At 36.5% G+C, this 19,032-nt stretch carries 19 protein-coding genes; 17 read left to right on the forward strand and 2 right to left on the reverse strand.

What is annotated here, in order from left to right; genetic code table 11:
* The first annotated feature begins 3 nt into the window (after window positions 1-3).
* The 13 genes from LQ50_RS18905 (at window position 4) to LQ50_RS18960 (ending at window position 13,467) form a co-directional block, all read left to right on the forward strand.
* Complete coding sequence (locus tag LQ50_RS18905) at window positions 4-687, forward strand: isochorismatase family protein (RefSeq protein ID WP_070808160.1); 684 nt, start codon at window positions 4-6, stop codon at window positions 685-687.
* A gap of 13 nt (window positions 688-700) precedes the next feature.
* Window positions 701-1,330: a cysteine hydrolase family protein gene (locus LQ50_RS18910; RefSeq protein WP_034632254.1), complete on the forward strand. Its 630-nt coding sequence runs from the start codon at window positions 701-703 to the stop codon at window positions 1,328-1,330.
* A gap of 472 nt (window positions 1,331-1,802) precedes the next feature.
* The gene (locus LQ50_RS18915) at window positions 1,803-2,918 is read left to right on the forward strand and encodes a Bug family tripartite tricarboxylate transporter substrate binding protein (protein ID WP_152608257.1); all 1,116 of its coding nucleotides are present in this window, start codon (window positions 1,803-1,805) and stop codon (window positions 2,916-2,918) included.
* Window positions 2,919-3,011: 93 nt separating this feature from the next.
* Complete coding sequence (locus LQ50_RS18920) at window positions 3,012-4,538, forward strand: tripartite tricarboxylate transporter permease (protein WP_052144866.1); 1,527 nt, start codon at window positions 3,012-3,014, stop codon at window positions 4,536-4,538.
* Window positions 4,528-5,079, forward strand: a complete 552-nt coding sequence (locus LQ50_RS18925) for a tripartite tricarboxylate transporter TctB family protein (protein WP_034632258.1) — start codon at window positions 4,528-4,530, stop codon at window positions 5,077-5,079. Before LQ50_RS18920 ends, LQ50_RS18925 begins: the two co-directional genes overlap by 11 nt.
* A 20-nt stretch (window positions 5,080-5,099) precedes the next feature.
* Entirely contained in the window at window positions 5,100-6,317 is a 1,218-nt protein-coding gene (locus LQ50_RS18930) for a thiamine pyrophosphate-binding protein (protein ID WP_202595394.1), read from the forward strand.
* Window positions 6,318-6,355: 38 nt separating this feature from the next.
* Complete coding sequence (locus tag LQ50_RS25830; RefSeq protein WP_202595395.1) at window positions 6,356-6,880, forward strand: thiamine pyrophosphate-dependent enzyme; 525 nt, start codon at window positions 6,356-6,358, stop codon at window positions 6,878-6,880.
* A 147-nt stretch (window positions 6,881-7,027) separates the two neighbouring features.
* Window positions 7,028-8,149, forward strand: coding sequence for a cupin domain-containing protein (locus LQ50_RS18935; RefSeq protein WP_034632260.1), 1,122 nt, complete (start codon window positions 7,028-7,030; stop codon window positions 8,147-8,149).
* Window positions 8,150-8,238: 89 nt separating this feature from the next.
* Window positions 8,239-9,939 (forward strand): ethanolamine ammonia-lyase reactivating factor EutA, encoded by a 1,701-nt coding sequence (locus LQ50_RS18940; RefSeq protein ID WP_034632263.1) that lies wholly within the window; start codon window positions 8,239-8,241, stop codon window positions 9,937-9,939.
* A 238-nt stretch (window positions 9,940-10,177) separates the two neighbouring features.
* A complete protein-coding gene (locus tag LQ50_RS18945) occupies window positions 10,178-10,420 on the forward strand; it encodes a Rossmann-fold NAD(P)-binding domain-containing protein (protein WP_034632265.1) in 243 nt (80 codons plus the stop codon).
* 114 nt (window positions 10,421-10,534) lie between these two features.
* Window positions 10,535-11,500: a DMT family transporter gene (locus tag LQ50_RS18950; RefSeq protein ID WP_034632267.1), complete on the forward strand. Its 966-nt coding sequence runs from the start codon at window positions 10,535-10,537 to the stop codon at window positions 11,498-11,500.
* Window positions 11,501-11,525: 25 nt separating this feature from the next.
* The gene (locus LQ50_RS18955) at window positions 11,526-12,761 is read left to right on the forward strand and encodes an MFS transporter (protein ID WP_052144867.1); all 1,236 of its coding nucleotides are present in this window, start codon (window positions 11,526-11,528) and stop codon (window positions 12,759-12,761) included.
* Window positions 12,762-12,792: 31 nt separating this feature from the next.
* On the forward strand, window positions 12,793-13,467 hold the full coding sequence (locus LQ50_RS18960) for a class II aldolase/adducin family protein (protein ID WP_034632269.1): 675 nt from the start codon (window positions 12,793-12,795) through the stop codon (window positions 13,465-13,467).
* On the opposite strand, the gene LQ50_RS26330 is transcribed toward LQ50_RS18960, so the two are convergent.
* Together LQ50_RS26330 and LQ50_RS18965 are read right to left on the reverse strand one after the other, a co-directional pair.
* Window positions 13,464-13,595: a hypothetical protein gene (locus LQ50_RS26330; RefSeq protein WP_272913735.1), complete on the reverse strand. Its 132-nt coding sequence runs from the start codon at window positions 13,593-13,595 to the stop codon at window positions 13,464-13,466. The genes LQ50_RS18960 and LQ50_RS26330 overlap by 4 nt on opposite strands.
* A 321-nt stretch (window positions 13,596-13,916) precedes the next feature.
* Window positions 13,917-14,768, reverse strand: a complete 852-nt coding sequence (locus tag LQ50_RS18965) for a hypothetical protein (protein ID WP_034632270.1) — start codon at window positions 14,766-14,768, stop codon at window positions 13,917-13,919.
* 322 nt (window positions 14,769-15,090) lie between these two features.
* Here LQ50_RS18965 and LQ50_RS18970 point away from each other — a divergent pair, with 322 nt between their 5' ends.
* From LQ50_RS18970 to LQ50_RS18985, 4 genes are all read left to right on the forward strand, one after another.
* Window positions 15,091-15,339 (forward strand): ferredoxin, encoded by a 249-nt coding sequence (locus tag LQ50_RS18970; RefSeq protein ID WP_034632273.1) that lies wholly within the window; start codon window positions 15,091-15,093, stop codon window positions 15,337-15,339.
* 483 nt (window positions 15,340-15,822) lie between these two features.
* Window positions 15,823-16,863, forward strand: coding sequence for a tripartite tricarboxylate transporter substrate binding protein (locus tag LQ50_RS18975; protein ID WP_034632275.1), 1,041 nt, complete (start codon window positions 15,823-15,825; stop codon window positions 16,861-16,863).
* A gap of 32 nt (window positions 16,864-16,895) precedes the next feature.
* Window positions 16,896-18,389, forward strand: a complete 1,494-nt coding sequence (locus LQ50_RS18980; protein ID WP_034632277.1) for a tripartite tricarboxylate transporter permease — start codon at window positions 16,896-16,898, stop codon at window positions 18,387-18,389.
* On the forward strand, window positions 18,370-18,855 hold the full coding sequence (locus LQ50_RS18985; protein WP_034632279.1) for a tripartite tricarboxylate transporter TctB family protein: 486 nt from the start codon (window positions 18,370-18,372) through the stop codon (window positions 18,853-18,855). The genes LQ50_RS18980 and LQ50_RS18985 overlap by 20 nt, the downstream gene beginning before the upstream one ends.
* Window positions 18,856-19,032: the final 177 nt, after the last annotated feature.

Here is a 19,032-nt window from a genome sequence, read left to right on the forward strand (position 1 = left end):
AATTTGAGTACTTCAGCGTTTGAGGACCATTGTTGGAAAGACCTTATTCCAAATGAAATCTTAAATATTTATAAAGCTTATCATAGAGAAACCTATGTCGGAAAAAATCCAGCGTTACTTGTTATTGATCTATATAATTTAGCTTACGAAGGAGGCGCTTATCCTGTTCACGAGCTAGTAGAAGATTATCCAAGTTCTTGTGGTATTCATGCTTGGAATGCACTAAAACCAACTCAAGAGCTAATACAAGAAGTTAGAGAACAGGGCATAGCTGTTATTTATTCGACTCGAACTCAAGTTAAAGTGAACTCAACGTTTCGTAAAATGAGGAATGTGAAAGAAGATTCCTTTGAAATTAAGGAAGAAGTTAAACCCAAAGAGGATGATGTCATAATTTTTAAAGAAAGAGCTAGCTGTTTTTTTGGTACGCCACTAGTTTCGCGTTTAAGGAAAATGGGAGTTGACTCTTTAATTGTAGTGGGAGAGAGTACGAGTGGATGTGTCAGAGCTTCAGTGGTAGACGCTTATTCATATGGTTTTCATACGGTAGTCGTTGAGGAATGTTGTTTTGACCGTAGTGAATTGTCTCACAAAATTAACTTGTTTGATCTTCATCACAAGTATGCAGATGTAATGAACGTGAATGAAGTGATAAAAGGATTGAAGGAGATTAAATTAAAGCAATAGGTAAGGTGATAGGATGACAGATGGAAAGCTAAGTCCAAAACGTACAGCTTTATTATTTTTTGATATGTTAAATGGTCATGTGAAAATAGATGAAAAAAATACGAAATCGCAATATATACCAGTTATTAAAAATGCTATTAATCTTTTAGAAATGGCAAGAGGAAATGACATGATGGTCGTCTATGCTTGTGCTAATCACCGCTTTGATTATGCAACTTCTGCAAGTACGATAAGAGATACGAATAACCGTTTGCAGCAAATTGATTCGAATAAGGCGACAAGAGATAAACCTCCAATTATTGGGGGGACTTGGGGGGCAGAGGTAATAGAAGAAATTAAGCCTGGTCCAGAAGACTATATGGTGTTTAAATATAGGTGGAATGCATTTTATCAAACATCACTTGAATTATTTTTAAAAACAAGAGGAATAGACACCATCATTATCGCAGGAGGATCAACCGATGTTGGTGTTGCAAGTACAGCATATTCAGCAAGAGATAGAGATTACAACGTAGTTATTGCAAGTGATGCCTGTACTTCAAAAGAACAGGATAATCACGATCAGTTTATGAGAAGAATTTTTCCTAGAATGAGTCGAGTTCGATCAACTAGAGAAATAGTAGAACTACTTACTCCTCATTAAAATGACTTATAGAAGAAACTCTGTAAAATTCAGAGTTTCTTTTTCTATTTCTATGATATTAGTATATACAGTTCTTTTAATCATTCGTTTATCAAAAAGTAAACATAAAACGATTGCTTTAGTTTTTAAGTAATTATTAGACAGAAAAAAAGGCCTCTTTTAACCTGAAGATTTGAAATAGTTCGAAAATATTAATTAGGCAATTTAATAGATGAGGTCGTTTTTTAAATACTCATTATATAAAATTCAATTAAGCAACCAAGTTGATAAGCTACAAGAAATGGAAGCGCTTACTAATCTGCTCGATAGGTGCTTCTTTTCACCTCTCTAATGAGAGGGGCAAACAGGGTATAGCATAGGACCATTTGTACCTGCTATGTCTTTCGACTTGATAGAAAGGAGGAAGGAAGTAATATAATTTTGTTTTATTTAAGATGTTTAAATATCGATTATAAGGGGTGTAAAGACTTTGATGAAAATAAGGAAAAATTGGTTTCTTCTCATGTCCATTGTAATGTCTATTTCTTTATTTTTAGCAGCCTGTTCAACATCAGAAACTACTAATGAGGGATCCTCTAATTCTTCAAATACTTCGGAAGGAGAATCAGAAGCTGTTGAAGTTGAAGAAGGAGAAGATGTAGCAGCTTTCTATGAAGGGAAAAGAATTAGGTTTATCGTCCCTTATGATCCGGGCGGTGGGTATGATGAGTATGCGCGTATGTTGACTCCTTATCTAGAAAAATATACTGGGGCTAGAATTGAGATTGCTAATTTACCAGGTGCTGGCGGTATGAGAGGGGTTAACGAATTATGGCGTTCTCCAAAAGATGGACTAACTATTGCGCATATGAATGGAAGTGCAATGGTCACAAATCAGTTAGCCGGTATGGAAGGTGCCGAATACAAAGTTGAAGAGTTTGGTTATCTTGGAAGAGTGGTTGACGACCTGCGTGTATTATCCGTGAAACCTGATGGAGATTTTGATACTGCTGATGATCTTTTCACAACGGAAAGAAGTATTAAACTAGGTGCTACAGGACTTGGAGGAAGTACGTATGTTGATGCAGTTGTTGTTGGGGAAGCACTTGAACTAAATCAAGAAGTGTTACATGGATATGATAGTTCGAGTGTGGTTGAAACAGCGATTATTCGCGGTGATGTTGACGGAATGTGGGGCTCCTATGGAAGTGCTGTTGACCGAATTGAGGACGGAGTTGTAAAGGTCATTCTCCAAAGTGGGTTCGATCGTTCTGATGTACTTCCTGATATTCCAACAATACTAGAAATGGCAGAAAAAAATAATGCATCTGCAACATCAATTGAATTACTTGAAGTTCAGGAGTCATTAGCAGCAGTTGGTAGGCCTGTTGCTGCTCCACCAGGAGTACCGGAAGAACGTTTGGCCTTTTTAAGAGATGCGTTTGAAAAAGCGATGAATGATCCTGAATTTATTGAAAAAGCTGAATCTGCACAAAGAGACTTGAATTACGTGTCAGGTGAAGAAATGGATGAAATTCTTCAAAATGCAACAGAGATGTCTGATGAGGTAAAAGATATTTTACTAGCAGCTATTAGAGGGGAACTATAACAAGTAATATGCTCCGGAAGACAATAAATCTAGTAGAAATTACACTAGTCCGGAGCTTTTTTATTAAAATACCATTGTAAAGGAGTAGTCAATGTGGGTTTACTTGAAGGAATCGCCAGTGGTTTTTCACAAGCTATTAGTTTTGACGTGCTTCCTTACCTAATTATAGGTGCCATATTTGGTTTAATCATTGGGGTTATTCCAGGACTAAGTGGCCATTTTGCAATGGCGATGTTAATCCCCTTTCTGTATACGATGGAACCATCAGCAGGAATTGCTTTTCTATTAGCAGCACATGCTACTGTTGCACAAGGTGGAGGACTTACCGCAATTTTGTTTAATACTCCAGGGACAGGACAAAATGCCGCGACGCTTTTAGATGGTCCTCCTATGACAAGGAAAGGGCAAGCGGGTCGAGCAGTTGGTGCTGCTATGTCTGCGTGTTTCTTAGGAGCAACATTTGGCGCTATTGCGTTGGCATTAATGATCCCAGTTTTACAAAAAGTTGTTCTTTTCTTCGGACCTGCGGAGATTTTTATGTTAGCGTTCCTTGCTCTTACATTTGTAGCGATCCTTGGTAAGGAAGATATGTCACGTAGTTTAATAGCGGCATTTTTAGGTTTGCTGTTAGCGATGGTTGGGATGGACAACGTTACAAACCAAGCAAGATTTACTTTTGGAAGTGTTGATTTAATTGATGGTTTGAAGCTTGTTCCGGTCATTTTAGGTTTATTTGCGGTATCAGAAATGATTGATCTTTGGATTCGAGGAGGCTCGCTATCTGAAACGGGTGGAAAGACGGTCGGTGCGAAAGAAATGCAGAAACAGATCTTTAGCGGGATTGGCGAAACCTTTAAAAGGTGGTGGCTCGTTTTACGTTGTGGCTCCATTGGTGCGATTATGGGCTTAATTCCTGGTTTAGGTAGTGCACCAGCAGCATTCGTAGCATACGGTCATGCCAAACAATCATCGAAAGATCCAGATTCATTTGGTCAAGGGAATGTTGAAGGTGTCATTGGTGCAGAAGCAGCAAACGATGCAGTTGAAGGTGGAGCACTAGCTTCAACACTCGCATTTGGGATTCCGGGAAGTTCATCAATGGCTATTTTGTTAGGCGGTTTGTTTATACTAGGCTATCAAACAGGCCCAAGTATGATAACGAATTCAGTAGATATCGTATTTTTAATGGTTATTACAATTATCCTTGGTAACTTAACAGGAACTATCTTTGGAATGTTCATGGTCAATCCATTAGCTCGAGTCACATTCTTAAGAGGATCATTGCTTGTTCCTGTCTTAGTTGTTGTCATTTTCACCGGTGCTTATGCAGCTTATAATTCTTGGTTTGATATTGGAGTTGCACTAGTATTTGGTATTTTAGGATATGCAATGAAAGAATTTGGATGGTCCCGTGCTGCGTTGCTAATTGGCTTTGTATTAGGATTTACTGTAGAGAGAAATCTATATTTAGCATTAAATATTGGTGGACCGACATTTTTCTTACAGCCAATTCCTTTAACGTTATTAGTAATCACAATGATCGTACTTGCTTATAATATTTGGCAGTACATGAAAGATAAAAAGAATAGAGTTGGGGGAGGTCATAACTTTGGCGGATAATAAAGAAGTAGCTCAAAATATGTCCAATGAAAGTGATGTTGATCCATCTCTTGTACAAAAAAATCCTGTATACGAATTAGTATTTCTATTAATTGTAGGAATAGCGGTTTTCATTGCTTTTATTTCGGCATTGGGCTATCACCCAGTTTCAGCACGTGCTCCACTAGTTGTTATGGCCCCACTTATACTATTAATGGCGGTACACGGATTTAGATTATTTCGTGCTACCGATAAAGCGTATTTCAAAGACTTCTTTGACGGGATTATAAAAAGGAAAAACACAGAACAGGTGAAAATTCTGTTATTTGTTGGGTGGATGTTGATTTTATGTGGATTGATTTATGTGGGAGGCCACTATATTGGCTCAGCTTTGTTCATGTTTATCCTTCTATATTTTTATGGAAAAGAGAAACTTAAAACGTCTCTATTGTTATCTATAATTGCAACGATAGTGCTTTATTGTTTATTTGAGATGGTGTTCTCGATTGAACTGTATCGTGGGCTAATTTATAGGTACTTTATGGGATACGACGTTTTCTAATAAGTTAAGAGGTGAAGTAAATGAAGTATGGTTCTGACCTAATGGCAGAATACATTGCATCATTGAATATACCCTATATTGCCTTAAATCCTGGTGCTTCATTTAGGGGACTTCATGATTCATTGGTGAATCATCCATCTGTCGAGATGCCTCAGTTAATCGAATGTACTCATGAAGAAATATCAGTAAGTATCGCTCACGGGTACGCTAAGGCTACCGGTGAGCCGATGGCTGCTGCAATTCATAATATTGTCGGATTGCAGCATGCTTCTATGGCGATTTTTAATGCCTGGTGTGATCGGACACCAATCATGTTATTTGGTGGTACGGGTCCAATGAAAGTGGAAAAAAGAAGACCATGGATTGATTGGATCCATACTGCTTTTGTACAGGGAAACTTGGTTCGAGACTTTGTTAAATGGGATGATCAGCCTGCCTCGCTCCATAGTTTACAAGATTCAATTTATCGTGCTTATAAACTCACTAAAACAGAGCCAGCGGGTCCGGTATATGTATGTTTCGATGCAGATTTACAAGAAGAACCCATTCCAGTTAATGAGGAGAATAAGGATATATTATCGTTTGGTATGCCAACAAGCACTGCTGGATTCGTACAAGCTGAGGCACCAGCCCCTTCAACAGAAATGATTGACCTTATTGCTGAAGCAATTAAATCAGCGAGCTGGCCAGTTATCATAGCTGATTTAACTGGTCGTTCAGCTTACGCATTTGAACTGTTATCCAAACTATCTAAAGAGTGGGCTATTCCGGTGATTGACCGGGGAAGTCGCTTAAACATACCAACTGATCATCCAATGAATCTTTCTTATGATACACAAAAGGTTCTTGCTCAGGCTGATGTTGTTATTGCATTAGATGTAATGGACTTGTTTGGAGTTACATCAAAGATAAATCGTGTTCAAAGAACTACAGAATCTATTCTCAAGTCAAATGCTAGAGTGTTTTCAATATCTTTAAATGATTATCTTGTTCGTTCTTGGTCAAATGATTTTCAAAAAATGTTCCCAACTGAAGCTAACATTTTAGCTGACTCAGCTAGTGCTTTAAAAATGTTAATAAGTCGTTTAGGACATAGTAATGTCGAATCTCCATCGTACTCCAAATATATTGAATTAAGGTATATAGAAGTCTCTCACTGGCATAAAAGATTAAGAGACAATTGGATGACACGTGCACGAAAAGAGGAAACTCTTAAGCCGATTACCCCCCCGGACTAGCCAGTAAATTATGGAAGGTCATTAAGGATGAAGATTTTGTGGTTGCCAATGGGCATTTACAAGGCTGGACTCATCGTATCTTTTCTCTGGATCAACCAAGGCAACATCTTGGTAGAAGCGGTGGAGGGGGCTTAGGTTATGGGATTGGTGCTACGATAGGTGCTTGTCTAGCTTTCCGAAATGAAGAAAAATTAATTGTTAATATACAGTCTGATGGAGACCTTTTGTTTACTCCAGGCGGGCTTTGGACACTAGCCCATTATAAACTACCAGCATTAATAATAATGAATAACAATCGGTCCTATTATAATTCTGAGGAGCACCAAGCTAGTATTGCCCGATTTAGAAACCGTAACGTTGAAATAGGAGTAACTGGAACTAAATTAGAGGATCCATTTGTTGATTTTGCCACTCTGGCCAAGTCAATGGGTGTAGAAGCGGTCGGGCCTCTTGAGAATCCTTACGAGATAGACGTAGCTTTAAAAAAAGCGATCACCTATATAAAAACAGAGAAAAAGCCATTTCTACTTGATATAGTCACGGAAAAAATGAGTTATAAGTAATAAATGAAAAATAGTTATGAATCGTAATCTAGCATTTTCAGTACGAAATTATTAATCAAACAATTGAATATGTAATGTTTTTTTAAAATAAAAATAGAGTTACCATAACAATAGAAAGAATATTTTAAAAATGGAGGTATGTTCTATATGGCAAATGCAAAAGTAGCTGAATCATTGGCAAAAAAGTTCTCAACCGAAAAAGTATCTGCTTATGAAAAGTGGGTAAAAAGAGAAGGGTTAGATATCATTGCTGGTCATTATATTCCGAATCTTCACACTGTAGAGTTGAAGCCGTGGGCAAGACGTGAAGGGTATGGTGTTTACATTAACCATGAAGCCTCTAGAACATCAAACGATTGCTATGTTTGTGAAATTCCTGAAGGAGGAAAGTTAGCTCCTCAACGTCAATTATATGAAGAAATGATTTATGTATTAAATGGCAAGGGTTCAACAACGGTGTGGAATGATGATGGGAAAAAGATTACATTTGAATGGTCAAAAGGAGCATTATTTGCAATTCCAATTAATGCATGGCACCAACATTTTAATGGATCAGGTTTAGAGAGAGCTAGATTCTTAGCTGTTACAAATGCCCCGATTATTGTAAATACTTTCGATGATCCTGAATTCATTTTCAATACGCCATATGATTTTAAAGACCGTTTTAATGGAGAGCCTGATTATTTCAGTAATGAAGGTGAACAAAAAGGATTATTATTAGAAACAAACTTTGTTGCAGATGCTATTAAACTTCAGCTTATTCATGCGAAAGAACGTGGAGCAGGGGGCGGACACATTCGCTTTAACTTAGCTAAAGGTTCAATGAATAGCCACATCTCTGAGTTCCCAGTAGCAACTTACAAGAAGGGTCACCGTCACGGACCTGGAGCACACGTCATTATTTTAAGTGGGGAAGGATACAGCTTGATGTGGCCAGAAGGTTCTGACCCTAAGAAGTATGATTGGAAAGAAGGAAGTATGGTTGTTCCACCAAATATGTGGTATCACCAACATTTTAATACAGGGAAAACACCAGCGCGTTACTTAGCTCTAAAATACGAAGGTGTTGCATTTAGAAATGAGCAAGGTGTTCCTAAAGCGTGGATCAGTCAAAGACTTGGTGGAGACCAAATTGATTATGCAGATGAGTCACAAATTGTTCGTGATACGTTTGTTAATGAATTGGCTAGGAATGGTTTGCAGCCACGAATGGATGATGCTTATGAAAAAGAGTTAGAAGATTTACCACCATTGCCAGAAAAAAAGTAAAACTTTAATAGCCTAGTATGCCGGAGTACAAATATATTACATATTTGTATCCGGCTCTAACTTTTTAATTTGCTAAGGGGGTTGAATATATGGGGAAAGAAGGAAATTCACAGAGGGTCATTCAAGTTAAGGAAAAAGATTTTCAGAAAATTAATTATTATGATGGACACCACCACCATCATCATCATCATGACGACCACGACCATGATGGTGATCACGATCACCATAATCACCATAGCCACGCTCATGACCATGCTCATAACCATGAACACAACCATGAACACCACCACCATCATCATGATGATGAATTTGAAGGGGTTGAATTGAATCCACGGAAAAATGGTCTTTGGCTCGTTGATAATATCGAATTAACCTCTGTAGGGATTGATGTAGGTTCTTCTGGAACCCAAGTTATTTTCTCTGACCTATTGTTAAGGAGAATTGGAGAAGATCTATCAAGTCGTTACGTTGTTACTTCGAGAGAATCTTTTTATCGGTCACCAGTCCGGTTGACTCCCTATATAGATGATAAGCGAATTGATGAGAATAAAATTAGTGAATATATTGAAGATGCTTATAAAGAATCAGGGATAGAACCGAATGATATTGATACAGGGGCTGTTATCTTAACAGGTGAAGCAATGAGACGGGAAAATTCAAGAGCCATTGCTGATGTTTTGTCAGATAAAGGAGGAGGTTTTGTTTGTGCAACGGCAGGTCATAATATGGAGGCTCTTCTTGCAGCTTTCGGCTCGGGTGCTGCCAAACAATCTTATAATGATAAAAGCCGTTTATTAAATATAGACATAGGTGGTGGAACAACAAAGCTTGCCATCGTTGAAAATGGGAAAGTGTTAGAAACGGGTGCAATTTATATAGGGGGCCGTTTAGTCGTAATAGATGATAACCAAAAAGTATCAAGGTTAGATCCAGGTGGGGCTGAGATTGCTAAAAGAGTTGGCTTAAATTTAAAAGTTGGGGATTCTGTAACGGAAAAAGAGTTACAGAAAATGACGAATTGGATGGCCGGTGCAATCGTTAAGGTAGTAAGTGGGGAGCAACTTCCTAAAGAGCTTGAAACACTTTATTTAACTCTGAAGCTGTCACAACTTAGGAATATTGATGGAGTGATCTTTTCTGGAGGCGTAGGCGAGTATATTTACAATAATGAAACGAGAGATTTTGGGGACTTAGGCAGAAGGTTAGGACAGGAAATTAGAGCTATTTTTAACCAAAACAAGTTCCCATATCCAGTATACACTGCAAAAGAATGCATCCGTGCTACAGTTATTGGTGCCTCTGAACATAGTGTTCAAGTGAGCGGCAACACGATATTTGTTACAGATATGGATCTTCTTCCAAAACGGAACCTTCAAGTGTTGCGTCCTGATTATTTCATTGGAGAAATAATTAATCCCCAAAAGCTGGCCAAGTCCATAAAAGATCATTTTAAACGCTTTGATATAGAAGAGGGTGAGAAAGAAGTAGTTCTTGCGTTTTCATGGAACGGAAATCCAGAATATCAAAGAGTTCGTCAATTGGCAGAAGGGATAAAACTTGGACTTTCTGAAACAATTAAAACAGAAAAGCCAATCTATATTGTATTAGATGGTGATATTGCAAATACTCTTGGTTATATCCTTAAGGAAGAGTTAGAGTTTATTGAAAGTGACGTAATTGTGGTTGATGGAATAACACTTAAAGATTTTGAATTTATCGATATCGGTAAGGTTCTCTATCCATCAGGAACTATACCTGTCACAATTAAATCATTAATATTTGAAATGTAATGATTTAATGTACTAATCGGCTCCCATATTTCAAGATGGTAACACAATTCAGTTGGCAATCGATAAAAATCTTTAAAAAGGGTTTCATATGAGGGAACGGTCTTACGTAAAGTATTTTTATTTCATTTATGGTAATAACAGAAGGGACTATGACAAATAAATTCATCCTACTACCATACTATCCTAAGACTGAAAATTCTGTATAACTGAAATGATGATCTAATGGGAGTGATTAACAGTGATTGAGAATTTAGAAAGAAAGTCAGACTATTACAGTTATTTAAAAGGCAAGAAAGTGGCTATTTTAGGCTATGATGAGGCTGCTCGAGAAGAAATTGATTTTTTATTAGATAATGGTGTAGAAGTAGTTGTTGGACTCCGTAGAGTAGATGACCAATGGAGTAAAGTTGAAGAGGATGGATTTGTTGTAAAAACATTAGAAGAGGCTGTTGAAATAAGCGAGATTATTCAAGTATGGTAGGTAACTTAACTAGCATCTTTTCTGGAGGGTACTTTTTAGTATACCTCCTAAACTAGTGTAATAATATCTTTTAAAATGTTAACCAGAAATGGTGAGATTGAGAGGAAAACGAATATGGGTAGTTTGTTTGCGTTAATGGCAGCATTGGGATTTTCCTTATCAAATGTGATGATAAAAAAAGGCACGACAAAAGCATCTAAAAATAATGGAGCATTTGTTTCTATATTAATAACGGCTTTGCTCTCTGGAATTATCTTTATTTTTGTTGGCCTATCAAATGGTTTTCCGAACCTCAATACCAAAGGGGTAATCTGGTTTATTATTGCAGGTGTATTAACGACCTTTCTTGGAAGAACCCTTCTATATAATTCAATCCAATATTTAGGATCAGTTAAAGCAACAGCAATCAAACGATTAAACCCCTTTTTCGCAGTTATTTTGGGTGTACTACTACTTAATGAGCCATTTACTCTGACATTATTTATAGGGATGTCTCTCATTTTTAGTAGTTTTGGAATATTAATTTACGATAACTACAAAGCGAGCAATTCAAATTTATCTAAAAAGGAAACGGCAGCTAGCTTAGATGCGGGAAATAGTACAGTTGTAAATAAAGGCTGGAGAAGATTTAACTTAAAAAAACTAATAAGTCTAAGTTATATGTATGGGATCTTGTCTGCTGTGTGTTATGCGTTTGGATATGTTGCTAGAAAAATAGGGTTGGCTGAGATTCCGGAACCTTTTTTTGGTGCAATGTTAGGGGCTGGTGTTGGAGCTATTTTATTTGTAATAACAGCGCTATTCAGAGAAAGATATCGTGTTTCAGTTATAACGACTTTTACAAAGTTTGAGATTTTCTTGATTCTAGCTGGGTTATTTTCTTCATTAGGTCAAATTTGTTATTTTTTAGCTCTAAGTAAAATTGAAGTTTCCAGGGTAGCTCTTATCGCTTCCACAGAAGTAATCTTTACGATTTTATTGTCAATGGTTTTGCTAAGAAAGGTTGAAAAACATAGCCGTGTTGTCATTTTTGCTGCTCTTTTGGGGATGGCTGGCGCAATGGTTCTTGCAGTAGGATAGTATTAGAAGCAAGGGGGAATATATTTTGAAAGCAGAGGCCGTTGAACAAAGCACTGTCGTAGATAGAAATCCAAACAAGGAAGCTTCATTTTGGGGGATTTGTTTAGGGCATACCTTTACACATTGGTATCCAGCAACTTTTTATATCTTGTTACCTTTTATCACGTTACAGTATGGGTTAAGTGTCAGTCAGGCTGGGTTATTAGTCACAATTATGTACGTAGTAAAAGCAATTGCAGGAATTCTGATTGGAGCCATTACAGATATGACAAATAAGAAAAATTTACTTATGCTAATGTCATTAACACTTGCTGGACTGCCATTTTTGTTCCTTGGATTTGCAAACGCTTACTGGATGATTGTTATATTGGTCATTATTATGGGGATAGGTAATGAAATGTGGCATCCTGCTTCCTTTTCTACATTATCAAGCTTGTATCCAAAGCAACGTGGCTATGTCTTTGGTGTGCATGGAATGTCGGCAAATTTAGGTGATTTATTGGCCCCATTAGTTATTGGGAGTATCTTGGCAGTTGTGAGCTGGCAGGAGGTCATTCATTTTAATATCATCCCCGCAGTTGTCGTTGGGCTTGTTATTGCATTTATGTTGAGGAAAACGAATGTTACATCAAATAAAGGGCTGAAAAAGGAAAACAACGAGAAATTAACATTTACAGAATATATAGCTGGATTTAAAGATTTAATAAAAAATCGTGCAGTCTTACTTATAGCTCTTGCTAGTGGAACACGTTCAATGACCCAACTTGGTTTAATGACTTTCTTACCTATTTTCCTTTTACTTGAGTTAGGTTATTCTCCATTTTTGGTTGGTTTGTTTATAACGATTATGCAAGGAGGAGGATTAATCGCAGCCCCTTTAATGGGGAAATTATCAGATAACGTAGGTAGAAGAAAAATTATTTTTTCAGGTACGATTGTGACATCTATTCTTATCGTAGCTGTTGTATTTATTAAGATCGATTGGCTGCTTATTAGTACTTTAGCTTTACTAGGTTTCTTCTTATATTCACTGCGGCCAGTTATGCAAGCTTGGATTATGGGCAGTACAAAAGAAAGTATGTCAGGGACGACAACAAGCTTATTGTTTACAACACAAGGGGTATTGGCATCATTAATTCCATTAATTGGTGGTATTATTGCTGATACTTTTGGTATCATGTTCACCTTTTATTTTATAGCACTAATTATTTTACTAGGAAATGTTGTATTAGCTTTTGTTCCTAAAACAGCAGCTGATTAAATGAAAACGATTGTTAGGAGTGTATAAAACTATGGGAATTGAAAAATTAAAACAAGATATTGTGAATACGATCCGAATGTTGGAGCGAGCGGAACATATTGACTTTAATGGGCATGTTAGTGCCAGAATTCCTGGGACTGATCAAATCCTCATAAATGACCGCAGAGCTAGCAGAAGTGCGTTAACCTCTGATGACATTATACAGATGGATCTCGATGGAAATGTAATTACTGATGAAGGTCAGCCCCCAAATGAATTCCCGCTGCATACTGAAATTTATCGATCCCGAGAAGATGTGGATGCCGTCGCACATACTCATCCGAAATGGTCGACATTATTTACCATTGCAAAAGTACCTTTGCGACCAGTTATTATTCAAGGTGCAGTTATAGGTGATGCTCCAATCTTTCCAAAGTCATATTCTATTAGCAATACTGAGATTGCAAAGGAACTAGCTGAAACATTAGATGATAATTATGTTGTGCTTATGAAGGCGCATGGTGCAGCAATAGTAGGTCAAAACTTGACAGAAGTGTTTGCAAGAAGCGTATTTTTAGAAGAGAATGCTTACCGTCAGTACATGGCTGGCCAGATTGGGTATGCACACTCGTTAGAAGACGATGAAATAAACCATATGAAAGAGTTTATTTGGCAGCCTAAAAATATTCAAAAGGTATGGGATAATCATTTAAGTAAGCTATACTAATTTTCACGATAGGATAATAACTGACAAACGTCTTTACAAAGTTCTTTAGGGATGCCCAATTCTTTTAAGTCTGATTCATTAATTTGGTTAATAGCGAAAGTAAACTTTAAAATTTTTAATAACTTCATAAAAAAATCCCTCCTTTTTATTACTTTAATCATAACACTAAATAAGCTTGTTTAAGCAATAGGTATTTTTTAATTGTCTATATATCAAACCTTTGGCTGTTGGGAGTTTTCTCAACAGCTATTTGTAATTTGAAATTATCCTAGAGTAAATAAGCAGAGTAGAACAACTAAGAGGGAATATATGGACGGATTGTCGGTTGAATCATACAAAATGTCCCACTTAACAAGGGTTAGGATGGCTAAAGTAGGAAGAAGTAGTAGAGAAAAGAGAAGACAAATAATATGAACAAACCCCACTTTAGTAATAGGGTTTGGTTCATATTATTTGTTGATCAACTTAGGTATATATATAGAAGTAAAATCTGCATTAAATTTATTTTGCATATTCTTATTGAACATATGAAAACCAGTCTCTCCTTGAGGAAATCCTATATAATTCCCATTATGATTTTCTTCAAACGTTTTTAGAGATTCTTTGTTTTGTTGGATTGTTTTTGCTGAGGTGAAGTGTTCAATTAGTTTTGTTAAAGCGATGATCGTAAAATTTAAGTACTTCTCTCGAAATGTAAATTCTTTCGTAATGAAAGAATAAATTTGTCCCAATGAATCGAAAGCGTTATCAATACTTTGGGCTTGTTGATATAGAATCCAGTTCATTTCACTATTTAAAGAAATTAATTGGTTAATTTCTTCTTCTTCTAGGTACAGTTTTTCTTCAAACTTTTCACTCTTAAAGGTTTGAACATCTTTAATCTTTTCTTTTAATTGATTTTGTCCATTGAAGATCGCCGATAACATATGATTAACATTGCTAATCTCATCTTCTAACTCTCTTATTTTCCATTTAAATTTATATTGAAAATTCTCCATGTTAAATTTTAACTTTTCAAAAGAGGAAAGAGAACGTTTGGTGGCGCAGTATTCAAAATGTTTATAGTTATCAGTCAGTATAGTCCATGACTGGACAAAGTCCTTGAATACAGGAATTATTTCATTCCTAGACATAAATATACCCTCTTTATCAATCACGAAGAACCCTTTTTCTTCAATATGCCCATAAAAGTACAATTTATTATTTGCCTTTATTCCATAGGGGCAAAGGTTATAATCTTCTTCTTCCTCTAAGTACTCTTTTACTTTATTTTCTATATCAACTATTTGAAAAATTTGCAATTCCTGCCACCCCTTTTCTAGTCATATGAATTTATTTTACTCCCTTTAGAAGAAAAAAGTAGATACTTATAATTCTAAATAGTATTAAAGAAATATACAATTTTAAATTTTAATCATATCATTAAAAATTAAATTACTTATAATTTTTAAGCTGGTTCGTTGATTTGAAGGTGATGTTTCTTATAAGAGAACGGCATCTTGGATGTAAAGTCAAAGTAAAATAAACTTTTTTAAAAGCCATTAATTATGTGGAAGTTTATTTAGGTGAATTCAAACTTCTATACTAGTAATAAAAATATGTATATTTAAGGAGGTTATCGTAATGGCTAAATTTACAATTGTCGACAAAAATACTTGCATTGCATGTGGGGCTTGTGGTGCTGCCGCTCCAGATATTTATGACTATGATGATGAGGGAATTGCTTATGTAACGTTAGACGATAACAAAGGGATCGTAGCAGTAGAAGAAGAATTTCTAGAAGATATGGAAGATGCACTTGAAGGCTGTCCAACAGAATCTATCAAGGTTTCTGAAGAGTCGTTTGATGGAGACGCAAACAAATTTGATTGATCAATGTTATAATAAATTAAAATAGGAGTTGTGAATCAAGAAATTGATTCTAACTCCTAATTGTTATTTTCACAGTATATTAGAGGATAAACATTATTTTTATTAAAGAAGCATATATCGGGTATATTCGTGTTCTGTATACAGGAAAACAGATGTTTTTTAGGGGTTTTTTTTTATAAAATAAAATTATTATTCTAGTTAAGGAGGGCTGTTATGAAGTATTTCCACTATTATTACGTTAGAAATAGTTTGTAGGAGTAGGGAAATAGCTCTTGAAAAAACGTAAAAAAAAGCAACAATTTAGACGCTTGACAAAAATGCAAAGAATTTTAAAAGTCTATAACATTATTATTTAATTGCAATAATTATCTTAAAATTTGAAATTTTCGTTCCGTATAAAGGGAAGATAGGTTTTTCAATAGTCTTTTTTCTATTAATCTCTATATTATATTAAAAAATCCATATACATATTAGGAGGTCAAAATGAAAATCATTCATTACATTAAAAAACGTAACATTATTTTATTAGGCTTAGTTTCTATATTATTGTTATCGTTGATAGCCTGTAGCAGTGAAACAGGATCTCAAGGCAATGAGACAAATGAAAGCGGTAACAACGAAAATGGACAAGCTACTGCAAATTTTCCAGAAGAAGAAATTAAAATAATCGTTCCGTATAGTGCAGGTGGTGGGTTTGATTTAGCAGCCAGAATGCTAGCACCATATCTTGCAAAATATTTGCCTAATGATGCGACGGTTATTGTCGAAAATATCTCAGGGGGAAATGGAAATATTGGACTTGGGGAATTAACACGTGCTAAGCCAGATGGACACACGTTAGGTGTTGTTAACCTGCCAGGACACTTTGTACAACAAATATTAGAAGTAGCAAGTTATGACTTAACTGAATACGAGTACATTGGTAATATTACGAAAACAGAGTACATCGCAGCAGCCTCTCCAAGTTCAAATTTCACTGAACTTTCACAGCTTCAAGATGCTGATGAAGTAAGAGCTGGTATTACAAATATTTCATCTACAGATGGATTGGGACTAGTTGTTTCAGCGGATGAACTTGGGATTAATGTAAGAACGATCAACCATCCAGGTAGTACAGAAGCTATTTTAGCAGCTATTAGAGGTGATGTAGATATCGTTCAGCTCCCTGTTGAAAGTTTAAGTACTTACTTTGAATCTGGTGATTTAGTACCTCTTTGGTCTTATACAACGGAAAGGCTTGAACAGTATCCTGATTTACCTACAATTACCGAATTAGGTCATGAAAACCTTATTAATCTTGTTTCGTTGTACCGAGCTATTGCGACAACGCCAGGAACACCTGAAGAAACACTTACTATTTTACGTGAAGCCTTTGAGAAAGCTGTTAATGATGAAGAATATATTGAACAAGTTTTAGAAGCAGGGGCTTTCCATAACCCAAGTGATTATGCAGATGCAGCACAAACGGCTGAAGATTCATTGGAAATGTTGGTACCGTATGTAGACTTACTAAAAAGTGAGTAGATTTTAGTTTCAGGATGAGAGGAGAGTAGGTTATGCTAGAGTCAGCTCTACCGGCACTACTAGAACTAGTTTCATGGCCAGGTATACTATATTTATTTATTGGTGCATTGCTGGGCTTGTTATTCGGTATGCTGCCAGGACTTGGTGGTCCACAAGTATTAGCGCTACTGCTACCAATTACCTTTGCTATGGACGCTACGACTGCATTAACATTGCTTATTGGTGCGGCAGGTGCGACGGCTTTTGGTGGTTCCATTACCGCTATATTGATCAATACACCAGGAACTGCCCAAAATGCGGCTACTGTGTACGACGGATTTGAAATGACGAAACAAGGAAGGGCTGGGCAAGCACTAGGGGCTGCAGCGGCAGCCTCTGTCCTCGGTGCCGTTGTCGGGGCACTTATACTAACAGCCATCTTACCAATAGGAAAGTATCTTGTTCTTGCGTTCTCGTATCCAGAATATTTCATGATGGCTGTAATGGGGCTTGCGATGATTGTTGTGCTTTCACAAGGTTCATTATGGAAAGGTATTATTGCTGGTGGCGTTGGTCTAATGATTGCTTTTATAGGATATGACCCAGTTACAGGTGCCGTTCGTTATACTTTTGGAACAGACTATTTATGGGATGGAATCTCACTTGTTACAATGTTAATTGGTTTATTTGCTATTGCAGAGGCGATTTCATTATGGACTAAAAAAGGTGCTATCTCTTCAAAGAAGGTTAACACCTCTATGAAAGGTGTCTATGAAGGAATCGGTTCAGTCTTTAAAAATTTTGGATTATTTATGAGAAGCTCGATAATTGGTACTATTATTGGGATCATTCCTGGGGTCGGAGGAGCAGTTGCTAACTTCATCGCTTATGGACAAGCAGTCTCTACATCAAAGAACCCAGCATCTTTTGGAAAAGGTGATGTTAGAGGGGTCATTGCTCCTGAATCTTCTAATAATGCTAAAGATGGTGGTGCACTCGTACCTACCTTAATCTTTGGAATTCCAGGTAGCTTGGAGATGGCAGTACTGCTTGGTGCACTAACCATTCATGGTATTCAACCAGGTCCGCGTTTAATGTTGGATAATCCAGGAATTGCGTTAACTTTAATTTATACACTTGTTCTTGCTAATTTTATAGTAGGGATTGTCGGGATTCTTTTAGCCTCGCCGCTTACACGTTTGACGATGATTAAAACGGTATATATTGCGCCCGTTATTTTAGTTTTCGGATTAATTGGTTCGTACGCTGCAGATGGACGAATTCAAGATGTTATTACAGCTTTGGTATTTGGCCTCATTGGATATGCTATGATTCGTTACCAGTATTCTAGAGTCGCTTTAGTTATTGCTGTGGTACTTGGTGAGCTTTTACAACAGAGCTTCCATCAAACCATTGACTCGCTTGGATATGCAGGATTTTTCATTCGTCCAATCTCACTCTCCTTTATCATTATTACCGTTTTCATCCTTATATTACCAATAATTAAGAGAAAGCGGGGGAAAACCGATGAAAATTACGGAGCGTAGTATATTCAGCTTAATTCTGATTGTAGCAATGTTAGTTTTTGTTATAGTCGGGTTTAATTATAATTCACAAGCTAGATTATTTCCTATAGTGGTAGGTAGTGTTACGTTGATTATGCTTCTTATTCAATTTTTCGGCGAGACAGTTACCTCTTTTGGAAAACGATTTCCGTTCCTTACTCAGCAGGGAATGTTTTCTACCCCTTCGAACAAAGACGATACAAAAGGTGAGAAACCAGCTGATAGTGAAAATGAGTCATGGTTACCCGTGTTAGTGATTGTTATAAGTATTGTTGGTTTTATCTTAATCCTGTATTTTACGAATTATTTAATTGCTGTATTTGCCTTTTTGTTTATTGTTGTCTGTTTTATAGGAAAAGAAGGTCCTTTAAAGGCTTCGGGAATTGCTACAATTATGACAGTCTTTATGTACGTTCTTTTTGACTTAGTATTGAATAGTAGGTTTTGATAATAGGTAAGGGAGGTTCCCGCTCGTAGAAAAGACTATGGGCGGGATATTCTTTTAGATGTGAAAGAAGGCTTAGATTTTTAATACTGATGTGTCCACAGTAATCGCCTAATCCACTTTCGATAATTAAGCGACAGGTCGTTTTACCTTTTTCTAAGATTTTGGAATGTCCCGTTT

This window comes from Halalkalibacter okhensis, from assembly GCF_000787375.1.
In the GTDB taxonomy this organism is placed as follows: Bacteria; Bacillota; Bacilli; order Bacillales; family Bacillaceae_D; genus Halalkalibacter; species Halalkalibacter okhensis.